The sequence below is a fragment of the Moraxella sp. RCAD0137 genome, assembly GCF_002894025.1.
In the GTDB taxonomy this organism is placed as follows: Bacteria; Pseudomonadota; Gammaproteobacteria; order Pseudomonadales; family Moraxellaceae; genus Moraxella; species Moraxella porci.
The window spans coordinates 21,081-37,601 of sequence record NZ_LTCC01000006.1; the positions used below are offsets into that span (position 1 = coordinate 21,081).

The window sequence follows — 16,521 nt, forward strand, 5'->3', positions numbered from 1 at the left end:
TGTCTTTATTTGAACTATCCGGAAATTTCGGAAACTTGCCCGTCTTCATCCTGCCAATCAGACAATTCGCTTTCCAGCTGTTCCACTGTCGGCAAATTAGTTACTAACGGTTCCGGCAAGGCTCGTACCAATTCATATTCGGCAATGCCTATCGGCTTATCGATACCAGACAAAGCATATTCCGCCACCAAACGGTTTTGCGTTTTGCACAACAACAAACCAATGGTGGGGTGGTCATCAGGGGCTTTAACTTGTGCATCGACCGCCGCCAAATAAAAATTCAACTGCCCTGCATGCTCCGGCTTAAATGCCGTGGCTTTTAATTCCACCACCACATAGCATTTCAAACGCGTGTGGTAGAACAGCAAATCAATAAAAAACTCATCGCCGTTGACTTCCAAACGATATTGCCGCCCCACAAAAGCAAAACCACTACCCAATTCCAACAAAAAACGGGTAATATGCTGCACCAATGCCTGCTCAATATCGCGCTCATGCGCTTCCTCCCCCAAACCCAAAAAATCAAACAAATAAGGGTCTTTTAGGGTTTCTTGTGCCAAAGCAGAAGTTGGCGCAGGTAAGCGGGCGGTAAAATTGGTAACCGCCTGCCCTTGCCGTTCATGCAAACGGTTTTTGATATGGATTTCCAAAGTGGCGCGCGACCAACTTTCCGCCAAGGCTTTTTGCACATAAAACAAACGGGCTTCGGCATTTTTTACCCGATTAAGCAATAATACATTATGCCCCCACGGTAATTGTCCAACAGCTTGTTGGACAATTTGTTCATCAGTCCAAGCCTCGGCAAAAGCGCGCATATACAGCAAGTTCGCGCGCGAAAACCCCTTCATTTCTGGAAACGCTTCACGCAAATCACGCCCCAAGCGGTCAATCACTTTGCTGCCCCAGCCCTGTGCCGCTTGTCGCTCCAAAATATCCCGCCCGATATGCCAATACAGGGAAACCAGCTCGGCATTTGCCGCCAAAACCGCTTTTTGCCGCGTCGCCAGCACCCGCCCTTTGATTTCAGTAAGCCATTGCCCGTAATCGGCGGGCAATAACGGAGTTTCTTTACTCATCACCCGCTTCCCCCCGCAAACAAATCCTCCTGATTTTCGACCGCACTTTTGCCTTTTGCAGTTTTGGCGCGGTTTTCAGGCAGCTTTTCAGACGGCATTGGTTCAGGCTCCGCCATCGGCAGGTTGGCAACATTCAAACTGTAATCATCGTGCCCCCATTCGCAGCGTGCCAGTACCATTTTCGGGATTTTTTTCAAAGAAAGATTAGCGAAACGCTCCGCCGCCTGCGCTGCCGTGATACCGCGCCAAGCGGCACAGCATACCAAGAGGCTTTGATTTTCGCCCACCTCGTCCGACAGCGCCTGCAACTGCTCGGCAGACAAAGTTTGTGTCGTTACATAAATAAAATCGCGCTCGCTGGAGTAGCCATGCTGCCACCACAAGGTTTCAGATGGTTTGTAAGTAAAGCCCTCCAGCTTGGCGAGCGCTTCGGCAAGCATTTCAGGGTTATATTCGGGGTTGATAATCGGATTGCCCCACGCATCGTTCACAATCAAGGTCGGCGCTAAGCGGTAATAACGAAAACCGCCGCCGCCCTGCCAGTTCACCGCCTTGGAAATCCCACCCTGATCCGTGCCGTCAATCACCTTTTGCAAACGCGGAATAATATGCGTGTGGCAATGCTCGCCCAGCTCCACCATAATCCAGCGCCGCCCCATTTTATGGGCAACCGCGCCGGTGGTGCCAGAACCGGCGAAAGAGTCTAGGACTAGGTCGCCTTTTGATGAAAAATGCTTCAAAATAATTTCTAATAACACTTCTGGCTTTTTACCAGATCTAAAATCAACTCCACCTTCATGTCTGCAATTTCCAAAACTTCCTGCTAAATCATAAAAATTTTCAATTGGTAAGGTTTGTGGTTGACTATCCTCTTCCAATTTATTTAGAGGCACCCCTTGATAGTATTTTCCTTTTGTTGCAGTTGCTCTAGCTGGCCCAGAAAAATAACGGTATCCCCTACCATCATCTCCTATATTTTCCACCTTATATAACACCCCCAAACCATCTTCTGATTTTCGACCCGTTAAATAATCTCTAAAGAAACGCCCCGATGAATTACCATCTAAAATTGATCCTGTAGCCCATATTTCTTTTAAGCCATCAACTGTTCCCTCACCTTTTCTTATAGACCAATTATCAGCTGAAAAAATAGTTACTTTCTTACCACCCAAAATAACTTCTTTTCCTTCACCGGTTTCTTCTATGTAATAACAAAATTTATCGAAAGATAAATCTTTCACATTAAAATTTGGTTCAGCTCCATATTCTTTTCTATAAATATGAATCTGCTCAATTTGCTTATGAAAAGCCATATCCTGCTTGAGTGTTTTATCTGCATAACGAACTTGGATATACAAAGTAACAAGATAATTGGATCTGCCAAAAACTTCATCCATCAACACTTTAAGGTATTGACCTTCGGAATCATCTATATGACAACAAATAAATCCAGAAGGACTAAGTAATTTTCTCATTACTTCTAATCTATCTCGCATCAGCCCCAGCCAAATTGAATGCTCTAACCCGTCATCATAATGTTCAAATGCATTTCCAGTATTATATGGAGGATCAATATAAATACACTTCACCTTGCCCGCAAACTCCTGCTCCAACGCCTTGAGCGCCAGCAGGTTATCGCCAAAAATCAACCGATTATCAAAAATCGCCTGCTCCGAACGGGTGGGCGCATGATACGACTTCTCCGCATCCTCCAACAAAATCCGCGCTTCAAGCTTCGGGCGCTTGTCCTTGCCTATCCAAGTGAGTTCTAGTTTTTGTTTAGTCATGAGTGATATTTTCCTGAACGATTATTGAATGCAGGTTTAGTCCCTTCAAGGATGGTTACAACCATCTGATTAATAGTCGGATTTTCAATAGCGCCTGCTTGATAAGTTATTTTAAAATTATTACTTCGATCAAAATGCGCATGGATAATCTGTTCTGCATCACAGACAACTGCCAAATTTGGGTTATGCGTCACCATAATAATTTGCCTATGTTTCTTCGCTTCAGAGAGTACAGGTACCAATAATCGGTAAACCGTTTCGTTATCCAGATTTTCTTCAGGCTGATCTAAGATAATCGGCATTTTCCCTTTATCTACCAATAAGTAAAATATCAATAACAAAGCTCCTCTTTGCCCAGGGGAAAGTTGTTCAATTGGTGTTTCCTGAAAGAGTAGTGAATATTTAGGTTCCAGAAATCCTAACCCAAATATCAAATCATAGACACCTTCTGCAGTTTGATTGCTTTTTAGCATATTAAATATGCCAACCGAATCAGAATTACTTCCCTTCGATGCAGTTTCAATCTTATCTGCTAATGCAGTTGCAAATTCACATACATTTTGCGAACTATTTAATTCATAATGATCAAACAATTGTTTCACAACAGCAATACTTTCATCTTTACCTCTAAACTCACCAGAATTTTGCTTAATATGTGCAAACAATTGATCTGATACCATTTCTGCAGAAGTAACCAATGTTGCTAGGAATTTTAATTGGTAATCCTCTCTGATTAATTCATTTTTCTGAATCAATTCTTGAACTGGTTTAAACAATGATTCCCTTGACTTCCTCTGCGCATCCAAAGCATCAAAAATATCTTTCGTTAATTTAAGTCGGTCTTGTTTTAGTTGTTTAAGTTTTTGTGGCAACTGTTCAATCTGATTAAGTCTTGTTTCCAAGCCTATTTTTGTATCGGGCTCTGTTGTAGAACCTTGCAACTGTGCCATCTTAACATTCCATTCAGCCAGCTCTTTTTGATATTTCTCGTATTGTTGCTGCGGAGCATTAAGCATATTAGTTAGCTGTCCCTTCTCATGAGTCAGACTTTCTTGTTTTTCTACATTTTTCTTAAGTTCAATGCCGATAAATGATTTTTCCTCAACAATTCTCTTCTCTTTCTGCTCAAGAACATCCTGTTTAAGATTGATTTCAATCAAATCACTCCAAGCCAATTCTAGATTAATTAAATCATCAGATACACTTTGCTTTGCTTGCTCTATAGAACGATTAATGATTCGTAGCTGCTCTGTAATATTCTCTATAGATCTTTTCTTTTTCGCCAATTCAAGATTCCTGCCCTCTAACTGTTTTTTCTCACCAGTTAACTGTTCAAGCTCAAGGGTTATTTCAGTTATTCCATTCGATACTCGGCGTTGCTCTTCCGTCATTTCTCCTGAAGGCAAATCGACTTCTTGGGGTTTAATCTTTTCATGCTCGTCTATTTCCTTAGATTTAAGCAAAATAAGCTCTTCTAATTTTTTCTTTTCTGCGGGCTGAAGCTGTTCCTCTATACGAACAATTCTATGATTCAAATTAGATAAATCTTTTCTATATTCAGCCAAATTATTTCTAAGAACTTGCTCTTGCTTTTCCACAAGCTGCTCAAAATCAAGTGCATCTAATCGTGTTTCTTCATCGGCATGGGAAAATATAACTGCTCGTAATTCTCTTTCAAACAAATCTGATTTTCCCGAAGTGTGCTCATTACACAATTCTTCAAAATAACCTTGCGGAATATATCTAACCTGTTCTGCCTTTTCTTCAGCAGGTTTTTCGTCAAGTTTTCTTGACTCCGTACTCATATCACGCCAAGTTAGCATTCCTTCAAATTGGTTGGCCGGTTCTCCAGATTTTCCACAAAATCTATCTTTTTTTAGAAAACTAAAATGTTTCGATTGTTTAGAATTACCTAGCATAGCAATAACATCTGCCAATGCACTCTTTCCACTTCCTTTGTTCCCAATAATGGCAACCAAATCAGGATTTAAAGGGATGTCACACCCATGTAACCAATCACCAATGTTGGTTTTGTTACCTGTTCGATTAATTTCAATGGAGTTAATATAAAAAGTTTTATTAGAATCGATATCCTGAAGTTTTGGAGGTTTTTCACCAATATAAGAGCGTTTAGCAGGTTCTAGAATGGCTTGCTGCAACCCATCAAAAGAGCAATCCGCTTTTATCCATGTTTTTTTATTTGATGGAAAATCTCCATAGCCCCTACGGTCATTATCCTCAGATTGCCCAATAAAACAATGTGCATCACTACCTGAAACAGCTAGACGAGGAATGTTACCAAGCGCCTCCTGAAAATTACGAAAATATTTTTGATTATTTGTTGTCTTCTCTCCAACAAAAGCATCTCTTAAGTCAAGTTTTCGCGTCTCAAATATTGGCGAACTTTGAAATAAAGACATTGAGTAAGCATAATGTTCAGACCAGTCTACCTCACTTAAACCATCATTAGTATCAAATGGCATAAATCCGATAGCCTGACAATTTGGTACTTTTGAAATTGCCTTTTTATAAGACTCTGCTGTGACTTCAGCTATAATAGAACCAGCTTTGAGAGCCTCCTCATCTGAACCGTTTATTTCATCCATATTAAGGCTATGCTTTGCGATTTTGTCACTTCCAGCTTGTCTCGCCAATTTCTTCAATGCCAAATCCGATAGAGGTTCGTCTAAAATAGCAACATTCAAGAAAGATTTAAAATTTTGTAAGTCTTGGTCTTCAATTGTGTCAGAAAAAATCACATGAGCATTAAGTCGACCTTTCATTGGTGCAACCAAACGTAATTCAATACCAGGAAAAACAACCTTTTTCAATTCAGGTGCATCAGGTTCATTTAAACGGTTCTTTAATTTAAACCAACCGTCAAATGTCCAATAATCCATGATGGCAAAAACCTCTGGCTCTGCTTTATTTAGCGCATCAATCATTTGATCAATCAACTGATCATCATGAGCCTTATCGCCATTAAATTTTTCACCATTCCAATGAAAAGATGCTGGCGTATGGATATGTAAATCCCATTGATTCCATACTGAACCTCGCATTTCAATTCGTTTACTCATTTAAATTATCTCCCACTCAATAAAAAACAATTCTTCTTCATCAACCTGCTGCTTTAACTGCTCTTCCAGCTCTTCAATCAGCCGGTTGCGTTGGTTTTCAATTTCATCTTGTTTGTCAAACAGTTCGCGCCGCTGTTTGCTGCGTTTGTTTTCCAGTTCGCGCTGTTTTTTCTGCCAAGCAAGCTTTTCTTCCAGCGTGGCGGCGGTGGCGGCGGTGCGGCGGGCTTCTTTGATTTCGCGGTCGGTTTCTTTGATATCTTGCTCCAAGCCATGTTTGAGGTCGTCCATCCAGTCGTCGAGTTTTTGTACTTCCTGCTCAAAGTAACCCAGATTGCGGTTTGTTGCGTCGTTTTGCAGTTGTTGGCGGCGGTGGTCGATATCGGCGGATAAGGCCGTCTGAATGCTTGTTTGTGCACTTGCACCAAGCACACGGGCGGGCAGTTTCAAGAGTTTTTCGGGGTCGTCGGCTGCCAAGGCTTCGCCGCTGTCAGTAACGGCGGCAATCAGCAAATGCTGTTCGGTGTCTTTCAATGCACTGATGCTGATGAGTTTGGCGACAAGCTGCCCGCTTTGACCGCGATAGGCTTCCAGCGTGCTGATGCGACTGCCGTGTGCCTGATAGTCAAATTGCAGGCGCACTCTCGGGCAGGCGTGGTTTTTGGCTTGGGTGATGATGGCTTGCGCCAAGGGGTGGCCCATGCGGTAAAGATGGGCTTCACCGCTTTTGCGCGGCAGCTCGTAACGCCCTAACGCAACGGTGCCTAGGCCGTCTGAAAGGTTTTCAGGCAGACTGTTGAGCGTAAACCCTTCTGCATCAAAATCGGCGTATTCCGCCAGTTCGCTTTGGGTTAAATCCAGCAGGATGCGTTCGTATTTTTTGAGTGCATCACGGCTTTCTTGGTCGCGGATGCGCAGTTTATCGCGCACTTCTTCGTCGAAATTTTCCAGAAGGGTTTGGCGGGCTTTAACCATGTTTTGGTTGATTTCATCCGATAGCCCACGTTGTAGCTCATTGAAAGCTACTTTAATGTCTTCGGACAGACGGCAATGTCGGTAAATATCGGCAATGCGTCGCTCAATGTCCACGCCGGAGCCAATGGCACCCAATACTTCGTCGCTGGCACCGAATACGCCGTTAAAGAGTTGGAATTTTTGCTCCAAGAGTTCATACACGCGTACGTCGGCTTCGTTGCTTTCATCGACAAAATTGACTACCACCACATCGTGCTTTTGCCCGTAACGATGACAACGACCGATACGCTGTTCGATGCGTTGCGGGTTCCACGGCAAATCGTAGTTGATGATGAGCGAGCAAAATTGCAGGTTGATGCCTTCTGCGCCAGCTTCGGTGGCAATCATAATCGTGCCTTGCTCTTTGAAATATTCCACAAGCGCAGCGCGGGTGTCGGCGGTTTTGGAGCCAGTGATTTTGTCGCTGCCTTCGTGGCGTTTGAGCCAGTTTTTATAGATTTTTTGCGCTTTTTCATCGCTGTTGGTGCCATTGAACAAAACGATGCCTTCGCCGTTTTTGCCTGCGTAAGGCGTTTCAGACAGGCATTGCAGCAGATAATCTTGCGTGCGTTTGGATTCGGTAAAGATGATGGCTTTTTGTGCGGCACCCAAGTGGGAAAGTTCGGCAAAGGCGCGTTCAAGTGCGGTTAATAAGGCACGGCTTTTGGCGTCTTCGCGGATATTTTCGGCGAGGTGTTTGAAGTGTTTGAGTTCTTCGATTTCATCGGCAATGGCTTGGTATTGGTCTGCCGTCAGGATATTGGTTTCGGTTTCTTCTTCCCATTCTTCGGCGGTTTCATCGAGACTTTCATAGTCTTCATCGAGGATTTCCACCAAATCTTGTGGCTTGGATTTGTCCAACACGCCTTGCAAGCGCTTGCTCATGGTATCCAAAGCGCCTGCAATGGCGCGGCTGCTGGAAGCAAGCAATTTCCACAACACCAAAGAAATCAGCTGTCGCTGACCTTCGGGCATGGCTTGCAGATTTGGGCGGCGCAGATAGTCGGCAACCAGTGAAGAGAAGGCTTGTTCCTGATCGGATGGCGTGAATCTTTGCACGATGGCAAGGCGCTGGGTATAGGGAACGTAGGCCTGAACCTGCCGACGCAAGGTACGTTTGCACACGGGATTTAAGCGCTGGCGCAGGCTTGCCAAGGTTTGCTCGGTGGCTCTGGTGCCGAATTGGCTGCGGAAGCTCTCCAAATCACCGAAAATGCGCCCGTCTATCATGCTGACCAAGCCGTAAAGTTCAAGCAGGGAATTTTGCAACGGTGTGGCTGTGAGCAGGACTTTACTGGAAACATCTGCCAGCGCTTCTTGCAAGGCTTTGCCAATGACATTGCCTTTTTTGTAGACGTTGCGCAGGCGGTGCGCTTCGTCCATCACCACCAAGTCCCAGCCGATTGCCTTGATGTCTTGTGCCTTTGCTTTGGCAAATTGGTAGGAACAGATAATCGGCATATTTTGGCGAAAAGGGTTGCCGCCTTCTTTTTTGGCGGCGTTATAGCTTTTGGCTTCCAAAATCATACCTTGCAAACCGAATTTTTCCTGCAATTCTTGATGCCACTGTTTACGCAGATTGGCGGGGGTGATAATCAGAATATGGCGCTTGCGCTCTGCCCAGCGCTGCAAAATCACCAAACCTGCCTCAATGGTTTTACCCAAACCAACTTCATCCGCCAAAATCACGCCCTTCGACAAAGGATTCTGACAGGCAAACAAAGCGGCATCAACCTGATGCGGATTTAAATCCACTTGTGAATCAACCAAAGTGCTTGCCAGCGAATCCATGCTGCCGCTTTGTGCCTGACGGGTGAGCAGCCAAGCGTAATATTTTGATTGATGAGGGGTTAAAAATATTTGTTTCATTGCTTATCAATAAATTGGTTTGCAGATGGTGCTATCATAAACATTCAGACATAGAAAAGCAACCACACTTCGCACCCTGATAAGTAGGCAACTCAATAGCCAAATAAGACTTAGTTGTATTGATATCCAAATGATGTACCGATAAATACCTATCCTTAGTCAAAAACAGAATAAGAAATTTGCCACGCACCTGTCTATAATAATCTGTTTATTTAAATTTTAAGCCATTGCACCACTTGGGGTCTTGTATGCATTCGTTTGACTCATATTTTGCCGACACTTCAGCCATTAATCCCGCCACTGATACCATCTTGGCATGGCAATCACCCGATTTTCTGAATAATATCAGCCAATGCGCTAAACAATCACTTGACCCCATCGCCATTGATAAGGGCTATTATCCAACTGCTGAGATGGCACAGCTGGCTCGCCTTGGGGCGTTTTCGGCACATCTGTCTAGCCAAGGTAGTCGCTTTGGCGATGCCATTCTTGCCACTGCCAAGATTGGGGAAGTCTGCGGCACGACAGGCTTTTTGTCATGGTGTCATCAAGTGTGCGGTCTGTATCTTGACCAATCAGAGAATACCGCTTTAAAGGCGAATATCCTGCCAAGTCATATCGTGGGCGACAGCTTTGGCGGTACGGCATTGTCCAATCCAATGAAAACCTTTGCCAATATCGAATCGATGATTTTGCGAGCGACCAAAGTCGATGGCGGCTATGTGGTGTCGGGTACACTGCCATGGATTAGCCACATTGCGCCGAACCAATACTGCGGTGCCATCGCTCGCGTGGATGATGAAAATAAAGATGTATTTTTCTTACTTAAATTTGATGAAGCACGCCGTGGACAATGGCAACTGAACGCCTGCCCGACCTTTAGCGGTATGGAAGGCTCAAGCACTTGGCAAATTGAGCTTAATCAATACTTTGTGCCGACAGAGACCATCATCGCCGACCCTGCCAAAGCCTTTATTGAGCGTATTCGTGGGGCGTTTGTACTGATGCAACTTGGCATTGGTGCAGGCATCATCCAAGGGGCGATTCATGACATCACCGCTGTTGATGCTCAGCTTTGCCATGTCAATCAATACTTAGAAGACCAAGCAGGCACATTGCAAGAGTCGCTAGATAAGCTTGTGGCACGCACGCTTGACCTTGCCAAGACACCGTTTGAGTCGCACAAAGAATTTTTCCTAGATGTGCTAGATGCTCGTATCCAAGGGGCACAATTATCACTCACCGCCACCCAAGCTGCGCTACTACACCAAGGGGCAAAGGGCTATCTGATGACTGCCGCACCACAGCGTCGTATTCGTGAAGCGCATTTTGTGGCGATTGTCACGCCTGCCATCAAGCACCTACGCAGTCTATCGCAGCAGCTGATGAGCGATGTATCACCAACCTAAGGAATGAGCAATGAGTGACATGATAGCACCTATGAACATGGACAAAGACGGCAACCCAACCGATGGTCGTGGCGCATGGCGACAATATCTGTGCCGTGCTTGTGGCTGGATTTATGATGAAAAATTGGGCGACCCTGATGGTGGACTGCCTGCTGGCACTCGCTTTGAAGACATTCCTGACGACTGGATGTGCCCACTGTGTGGCGTGACCAAACGAGACTTTGAGCCCTTTGTTCAGCGAGAAACCTTGGCAGTCATCGCCAAGCCCTGTGCGGATAATGGCGTCATCGTCATCGGCGGTGGTACGGCAGGTTGGACAGCGATTGAAGCGCTACGCAAGCTTGATGACTGCATCCCTATCACGCTCATCACCGCTGACAGTGGCGACCGTTATATGAAGCCACAGCTGTCCATTGCCATCAGCCAAAACAAAACGCCTGATGTGCTCATCACCAAAAAAGCGATTGACCTTGCCAAAACGCTCGATGTCAACCTGATTGCCCATACCTTTGCCACCGCCATTGACAGCGATAAACAGCTGGTACGCACGACACGGGGTGATTTTGGCTATCGCCATTTGATTATTGCTCAAGGGGCGACACCATTTTTACCACCAAGCCTGCCTGCTGATAAAGTCTGGCGGATTAATCACATTGATATGTTTGGTCAATTACAAGCCAAACTGTCTGCCCGCCCAAACCAACACATCGCCATCATCGGTGCTGGTATGATTGGCGTGGAGCTTGCTGAAGACATCGCCAAAGCAGGTCATCAGGTCACACTCATCAACCGTGATGAGTTGCCTCTTGCCGAAATCCTGCCACCGATTGCAGGGCAAAAAGTCCAAGACGCACTCTCTGGCATCGGCATCCGCTATCATGGCAGTGCCACGGTGCATGGCATCGACAAGCTTGCGGACGGCTATCAAATCAAGCTTGATGACACCATCATCACTGTCGATGAAATCGTGGCAAGCACAGGACTTATTACCGATAATCGCTTGGCACGCATGGCGAACATCGAGCACACCCCACAAGGTATCATCGTCGATAGCCATACCTTGCGTAGCTCCAATCCACATATTTTTGCCATCGGTGACTGTATCGTGATTGACGGTAAGCCATGCCGTTTTGTCGCGCCACTGCGTGAACAAGCTGCCGCCATCAGCCACGAAATCTTGTCTTTGCCACACGCAGGCTATCAACACAAGTCGCCACTGGTACGCCTAAAGACCAAGTCCATCATCGTCTCGGTCACAGGCAATCCTGACAAAACTTGCGACTGGCAAATCACTGATGATAGCGACACGCTGTTTGTGATGACCCAAGAGCGTGATGGCGTGACGACTGCCAAGATTGAGCTGAAGTTATAACCATATCCTAAAAGTGAATTTACCATGCCGACCTACTCGGTGTAACATGGTGCTGTTTTTTTATTCTAAGTATTTATTATGCCTAATATTTTTCGCCCCTTTGATGATAAGCTGATCAAATTTGGCTGCTCGTGTGGCAAGCATAGAAGCCAAAGCGAGTGTAATCAAAGCTTGCTTCTCGATGAGCGATTTGCCCATGTCCAAAACGACAGCCGCAGCGAACACACCGCCACCGACATGATTGAAGCGGTGGTAGTCAAGGCGCTGTTTCCGCATGAGCCGACTCGTCGCGCGTTCTTAAAATCGGTGGGTAAAGGCGCTGCCCTTGCCGCCATCGCCAGCGTCTTGCCACTGTCAAGCCTACAAGAAGCTGCCGCCATTGATGTGCTAAAACCTGAAAAAAAGAGCGTGGACATTGGCTTTTTGCCGATTTTGTGCTCAACACCGCTCATCATGGCTGACCCCTTAGGTTATTATGAAGAGCAAGGCATCAAGGCCAATTTGCATAAGCGGGCGGGATGGGCGCTCGTGCGTGACCAGATGATGAACCGAGAGCTTGATGCGACGCATTTTTTAGCGCCGATGCCACTTGCCATCAGTCTTGGCTTAGGCTCAGCCAAACAAGACATGAAAGTCGCCGCCATCCAAAACACCAACGGTCAGGCTCTGGTGATGGCACTCAAGCACGCTGATAATAAAGACCCACGCAACTGGAAAGGCTTTACCTTCGCCATTCCTTTTGAGCATAGCATTCATAATTATCTGCTCAGATATTTTCTAGCAGAGCATGGACTGGACCCTGACAAAGATGTCAAACTAAGACTTACCACACCACCTGATATGATTGCCAACCTAAAAGCAGGCAACATTGACGGCTTTTTTGGACCTGAGCCGTTCAATCAGCGTGCCGTTTGGGATAAAGCAGGCTATATTCACACGCTTAGCCGTGATATTTGGCTGGGTCATCCGTGCTGTTCGTTTGGTACTTCGGGGGCGTTCATCAATGAAAATCCGCAGACCTTTTTGGCGATGTATCGGGCGATTATCAAAGCCAATGTCATGGCAAATGAGCCAAGCATTCGCAAAGACTTATCCAAACTACTCTCGCCTGCCAAATACTTAGGTCAGCCTGAATTGGTGCTACGCCAGTCCATCATGGGGCGTTTTGCTGATGGCGTGGGCAATGTCCAAGATTTCCCTGACCGCATGGGCTTTGATGTGATGCCGTGGCAATCGGTGGCAGTGTGGATGCTGTCTCAAATGAAACGCTGGGGCTATCTAAAAGACAACATCAATTATCAAGACATCGCAAATCAAGTGTTTATGCTCACCGATGCCAAAAAACAAATGCAAGAAATGGGCTACACCGTCAAAGAAAACGAGCCGAAAATCACCGTGATGGGCAAAGACTTTGACGCAAGCCGTCCTGATGAGTACATCAATTCCTTTGCCATCGGTCAAAAGGTGAGCGTATGAAACTGACAACCAAAACCAAAGGCTATCTATTATCCCTGCTCATCGTGCTTGCGACGCTTGGCGTCTGGCAATGGGCGACCTTGCCACAAAAGGTCTATGCACCGACCGACCCGCTCAAACTTGAGTACAGCGTACTGATGGGTGATATTCCTGAATTTACCGAGCCTGGTGCATTGGTCGCAAGCCAAAAGAGCGAATTTCCTACGCCGAGCGACTTTGGGCAAACAGCCGCCAAGCACCTATCCAATCCCTTTTATGATAACGGCCTAAACGATAAGGGCATCGGCATTCAGCTTGGGTACTCTATCGGGCGAGTGCTGTTAGGCTTTTTGCTTGCGATGATGGTGGCGATTCCGCTTGGCTATGCCATCGGTATGTCGCCGATTTTGGGCGCTGCTGCCACACCGTTTGTACAGATTTTAAAGCCGATTTCACCGCTTGCATGGATGCCGATTGCTCTTTATACCATCAAGGATTCTAATGCATCGAGCATTTTTGTGATTTTTATTTGTTCTATTTGGCCGATGCTGACCAACACCGCCTTTGGGGTGGCATCTGTCCGCCGTGAATGGCGTAATGTCGCCAAGACGCTGGAATTATCGCCCTTGCAGACTGCGACCAAGATTGTCATTCCTGCCGCCGCACCGACCATTGTTACGGGTATGCGCATTTCTATGGGCATTGCATGGCTTGTCATTGTCGCTGCCGAAATGCTCGTGGGTGGTACAGGCATTGGCTATTTTGTGTGGAATCAGTGGAATAATTTATCGCTTGCCAATGTGATTTTTGCTGTGCTACTCATCGGTCTTGTGGGCATGGTGCTGGATATGCTGTTTGGCGTGCTACAAAAAAAGGTGAGCTATGTTGAATAATGATGGCAAATTAATTGAAGTTGGCAGTCTGTCCAAACGCTACGGCGATGGCGAGAATGTCTTTGAAAATGTCAATTTTGATATTTATAAAAATGAGTTCATCTGCTTGATTGGACATTCAGGCTGTGGCAAATCAACAATTCTAAATGCCTTGGCAGGACTTGAAAACGCCACATCAGGCAGTATCCTCATGAATGGCAAAGAAGTGGTGAAACCCAGCCTTGAGCGTGGCGTGGTGTTCCAAAGTCATGCGCTACTACCATGGCTGACTGTCGGCGACAACATCGGCTTTGCCCTAAAAGCCAAAACGCCAACCATCAGCACAAGCGACCTTGCTCAAAAAATTGATTTTTATCTTAACATGGTCGGACTTGCCAAAGTCAAAGACAAAAAGCCAAGCCAGCTGTCAGGGGGTATGAAACAGCGTGTGGGGATTGCTCGTGCTTTTGCCACACAGCCTGAATTACTACTGATGGACGAGCCGTTTGGGGCGCTCGATGCGTTGACTCGTGGGGTGATTCAAGATGAGCTTGTCAATATCGTTGATGAAACACAGCAGACGGTGTTTATGATTACCCACGATATTGATGAAGCGATTTTGCTGGCTGACCGCATATTTTTGATGAGCAATGGCCCACGGGCGTTTTTGGCGGAGATTGTAGAAAATACCATTCCAAGGCCTCGCCACAGGGATAATATCCACCATCATGCGCATTATTATAAAATCCGCAATCATCTTTTGGACTTTTTGGTGCATCGCAGTAAAGCACTACAACAGCAGAGCGAGCGTCCAAGCCATCCAAAAATCATCAACTTTAGCCAAATGGCGTGGGATGGATTGTAACACGGTAGCAACTTTGCAAATTTGCAAGTCGTTGTTGCAAATTTGCCCCTTGTTCACTGTGATGCTTGGGCGTACACTATGCCCATAACAACAAAAAACAACCATAATAACCATACCTTAGAACACTCCACCGGTGAAGCTTATCCCTTCACCGATTTTTTTGCTTTGCCCTCGGATTTATCTTTGCATTTTTGCAACTGGCTGTTGTCCGATGTGCTATTGTTCGGCGGCGTATCAGCCCTTACACTATGACTAACAAATCACACGGAGTATGACCATGAAACTAAGACAACTGACCACCATCTATTCTGCCAACAAACACATCGATGATGGCGAGATGTTGCTGTGGCGTGCCTTGCCGCTACATCAGCGCACATCGCTTGGGCCATTTGTGTTCATTGACCATTATCGCCATGAAGGGTTGCGTGGTATCGGCGATCGCCCACATCCGCACGCAGGCATCGAGGTGTTTAGCTATCTGATCGAGGGCGGCGTGGCGCATCGTGACAGTTTTGGCTTTTCTGACACCATCAAAGCAGGCGACTCGCAGTACATCTGTGCTGGTCGTGGCATCATCCATGCCGAACAGCCAACCAGTCCAAGACACGGCCTACAGCTGTGGACGAGCCTACCGCCAAATAAAAAACTCATCGAGCCAAGCTATCGTTCGCTGCGCCAAGCCCAAATCCCCAAACTCAATAAAAACGGCGCTGAGATCCGCATCATCGCAGGGGTGGTCGATGGCATCAGAAGTCCGTTACAGACGGTCAGTGAGCCAGTGTTTGCTTATATCAAGCTGCCAGCGAACACCACAGTGGCGCTCAGCATCGACGCCGAAGAGCTTGGCGTGTATGTCACCAAAGGGCAGCTGCCACTTGGTAATGGCGAGCTGCTTGGCTCTGAGGGCTTGGCGGTCTTTGGCGCAGGCGATACGGTGAAGCTTAGCGCTGGTGATGCGCCCGTTGAGTTGGCACTTTTGGGCGGTGCGCCTGCCGAAGGCCCGATCCTATTTGATGGCCCTTTTGTGATGGATACCCCAGAACGCCTGCGTCAAGCTTATGAGGACTATCACAGCGGCAAAATGGGTACGCTTGTTTAATCACTCATAAAATAATTCATCTTTTAACCGGCGGTGAAGCTTGCCACTTCACCGCTTTTTGCATGATTGATGAATGATCGCCGCCCAAGCAGAACCATCAATCAGTTTTATGCAATGGCAGATAGATGATGGCAAGCTTCATTTACTGACAGATTCTGCAATGACCACTTACCAAGTTTACCAAAAAGCACTTATTTTCCACACCAAAACCTTGTATAATTGACAATCGGTCTTATTTAAATGACAACTTTTGATGATGGATGACAGGGTAATTATGAATACAGGTCTCACCTTGACAGACAATGCTGCCGCCAAACTTGCCAAGCTCAAAGCCGCTGAAGGCAATGATGCTTTGATGCTGCGTGTCTATGTGACGGGCGGCGGCTGTTCTGGTTTTAGCTATGGCTTTGATTTTGCTGAAGAATTGGGCGATGATGATGCCACTTTTGATAACGGCACAGAGATACTGGTGGTGGATTCATTAAGCTATCAGTACTTGGCAGGCTCGACCATCGACTACACCGAAGGGCTTGAAGGTTCTCGCTTTATTGTCAATAATCCGAACGCCACCACCACCTGCGGCTGCGGTTCATCGTTCTCTATCTGAGCGCTTGTGTGCAGTTTTT

11 protein-coding genes are annotated in these 16,521 nt (G+C 46.3%); 7 read left to right on the top strand and 4 right to left on the bottom strand.

Features of this window, described 5'->3' with window-relative positions; all coding sequences use genetic code 11:
* Positions 1-14: 14 nt before the first annotated feature.
* From AZ602_RS05810 to AZ602_RS05825, 4 genes are read right to left on the bottom strand one after another with little or no spacing between them, the layout of a single operon-like run.
* Positions 15-1,076, bottom strand: coding sequence for a YhcG family protein (locus AZ602_RS05810; protein WP_103034120.1), 1,062 nt, complete (start codon positions 1,074-1,076; stop codon positions 15-17).
* Positions 1,076-2,863, bottom strand: a complete 1,788-nt coding sequence (locus AZ602_RS05815) for a site-specific DNA-methyltransferase (RefSeq protein ID WP_103034121.1) — start codon at positions 2,861-2,863, stop codon at positions 1,076-1,078. The genes AZ602_RS05810 and AZ602_RS05815 overlap by 1 nt, the downstream gene beginning before the upstream one ends.
* On the bottom strand, positions 2,860-5,943 hold the full coding sequence (locus tag AZ602_RS05820) for a TrlF family AAA-like ATPase (protein WP_103034122.1): 3,084 nt from the start codon (positions 5,941-5,943) through the stop codon (positions 2,860-2,862). The genes AZ602_RS05815 and AZ602_RS05820 overlap by 4 nt, the downstream gene beginning before the upstream one ends.
* A complete protein-coding gene (locus AZ602_RS05825; RefSeq protein WP_103034123.1) occupies positions 5,944-8,823 on the bottom strand; it encodes an SNF2-related protein in 2,880 nt (959 codons plus the stop codon). It lies immediately after the preceding gene.
* 248 nt (positions 8,824-9,071) lie between these two features.
* On the opposite strand from AZ602_RS05825, the gene AZ602_RS05830 reads away from it, so the two are divergent.
* The 7 genes from AZ602_RS05830 to erpA all read left to right on the top strand — a co-directional run bounded on the left by AZ602_RS05830 (position 9,072) and on the right by erpA (position 16,502).
* Entirely contained in the window at positions 9,072-10,232 is a 1,161-nt protein-coding gene (locus AZ602_RS05830) for an acyl-CoA dehydrogenase family protein (protein ID WP_103034124.1), read from the top strand.
* Positions 10,233-10,242: 10 nt separating this feature from the next.
* Positions 10,243-11,604 (top strand): FAD-dependent oxidoreductase, encoded by a 1,362-nt coding sequence (locus tag AZ602_RS05835; protein WP_227525189.1) that lies wholly within the window; start codon positions 10,243-10,245, stop codon positions 11,602-11,604.
* 78 nt (positions 11,605-11,682) lie between these two features.
* Positions 11,683-13,080, top strand: a complete 1,398-nt coding sequence (locus tag AZ602_RS05840; RefSeq protein WP_103034126.1) for a CmpA/NrtA family ABC transporter substrate-binding protein — start codon at positions 11,683-11,685, stop codon at positions 13,078-13,080.
* Positions 13,077-13,952 carry a nitrate ABC transporter permease gene (ntrB, locus tag AZ602_RS05845; RefSeq protein WP_078254576.1) on the top strand — a complete coding sequence of 292 codons (876 nt, stop codon included), beginning with the start codon at positions 13,077-13,079 and terminating at the stop codon, positions 13,950-13,952. Before AZ602_RS05840 ends, ntrB begins: the two co-directional genes overlap by 4 nt.
* Positions 13,942-14,796, top strand: coding sequence for an ABC transporter ATP-binding protein (locus AZ602_RS05850; RefSeq protein ID WP_103034127.1), 855 nt, complete (start codon positions 13,942-13,944; stop codon positions 14,794-14,796). Before ntrB ends, AZ602_RS05850 begins: the two co-directional genes overlap by 11 nt.
* A 277-nt stretch (positions 14,797-15,073) precedes the next feature.
* Positions 15,074-15,895, top strand: coding sequence for a pirin family protein (locus tag AZ602_RS05855; RefSeq protein ID WP_158245118.1), 822 nt, complete (start codon positions 15,074-15,076; stop codon positions 15,893-15,895).
* Between the two features lie 274 nt (positions 15,896-16,169).
* On the top strand, positions 16,170-16,502 hold the full coding sequence (gene erpA, locus AZ602_RS05860) for an iron-sulfur cluster insertion protein ErpA (RefSeq protein WP_103034129.1): 333 nt from the start codon (positions 16,170-16,172) through the stop codon (positions 16,500-16,502).
* Positions 16,503-16,521: the final 19 nt, after the last annotated feature.

Bases quoted from the DNA above. Each gene is read 5' to 3' on its own strand.
- AZ602_RS05810 (WP_103034120.1), bottom strand. From the start codon at position 1,076: ATGAGTAAAGAAACTCCGTTATTGCCCGCCGATTACGGGCAATGGCTT.
- AZ602_RS05815 (WP_103034121.1), bottom strand. From the start codon at position 2,863: ATGACTAAACAAAAACTAGAACTCACTTGGATAGGCAAGGACAAGCGC.
- AZ602_RS05820 (WP_103034122.1), bottom strand. From the start codon at position 5,943: ATGAGTAAACGAATTGAAATGCGAGGTTCAGTATGGAATCAATGGGAT.
- AZ602_RS05825 (WP_103034123.1), bottom strand. From the start codon at position 8,823: ATGAAACAAATATTTTTAACCCCTCATCAATCAAAATATTACGCTTGG.
- AZ602_RS05830 (WP_103034124.1), top strand. From the start codon at position 9,072: ATGCATTCGTTTGACTCATATTTTGCCGACACTTCAGCCATTAATCCC.
- AZ602_RS05835 (WP_227525189.1), top strand. From the start codon at position 10,243: ATGAGTGACATGATAGCACCTATGAACATGGACAAAGACGGCAACCCA.
- AZ602_RS05840 (WP_103034126.1), top strand. From the start codon at position 11,683: ATGCCTAATATTTTTCGCCCCTTTGATGATAAGCTGATCAAATTTGGC.
- ntrB (WP_078254576.1), top strand. From the start codon at position 13,077: ATGAAACTGACAACCAAAACCAAAGGCTATCTATTATCCCTGCTCATC.
- AZ602_RS05850 (WP_103034127.1), top strand. From the start codon at position 13,942: ATGTTGAATAATGATGGCAAATTAATTGAAGTTGGCAGTCTGTCCAAA.
- AZ602_RS05855 (WP_158245118.1), top strand. From the start codon at position 15,074: ATGAAACTAAGACAACTGACCACCATCTATTCTGCCAACAAACACATC.
- erpA (WP_103034129.1), top strand. From the start codon at position 16,170: ATGAATACAGGTCTCACCTTGACAGACAATGCTGCCGCCAAACTTGCC.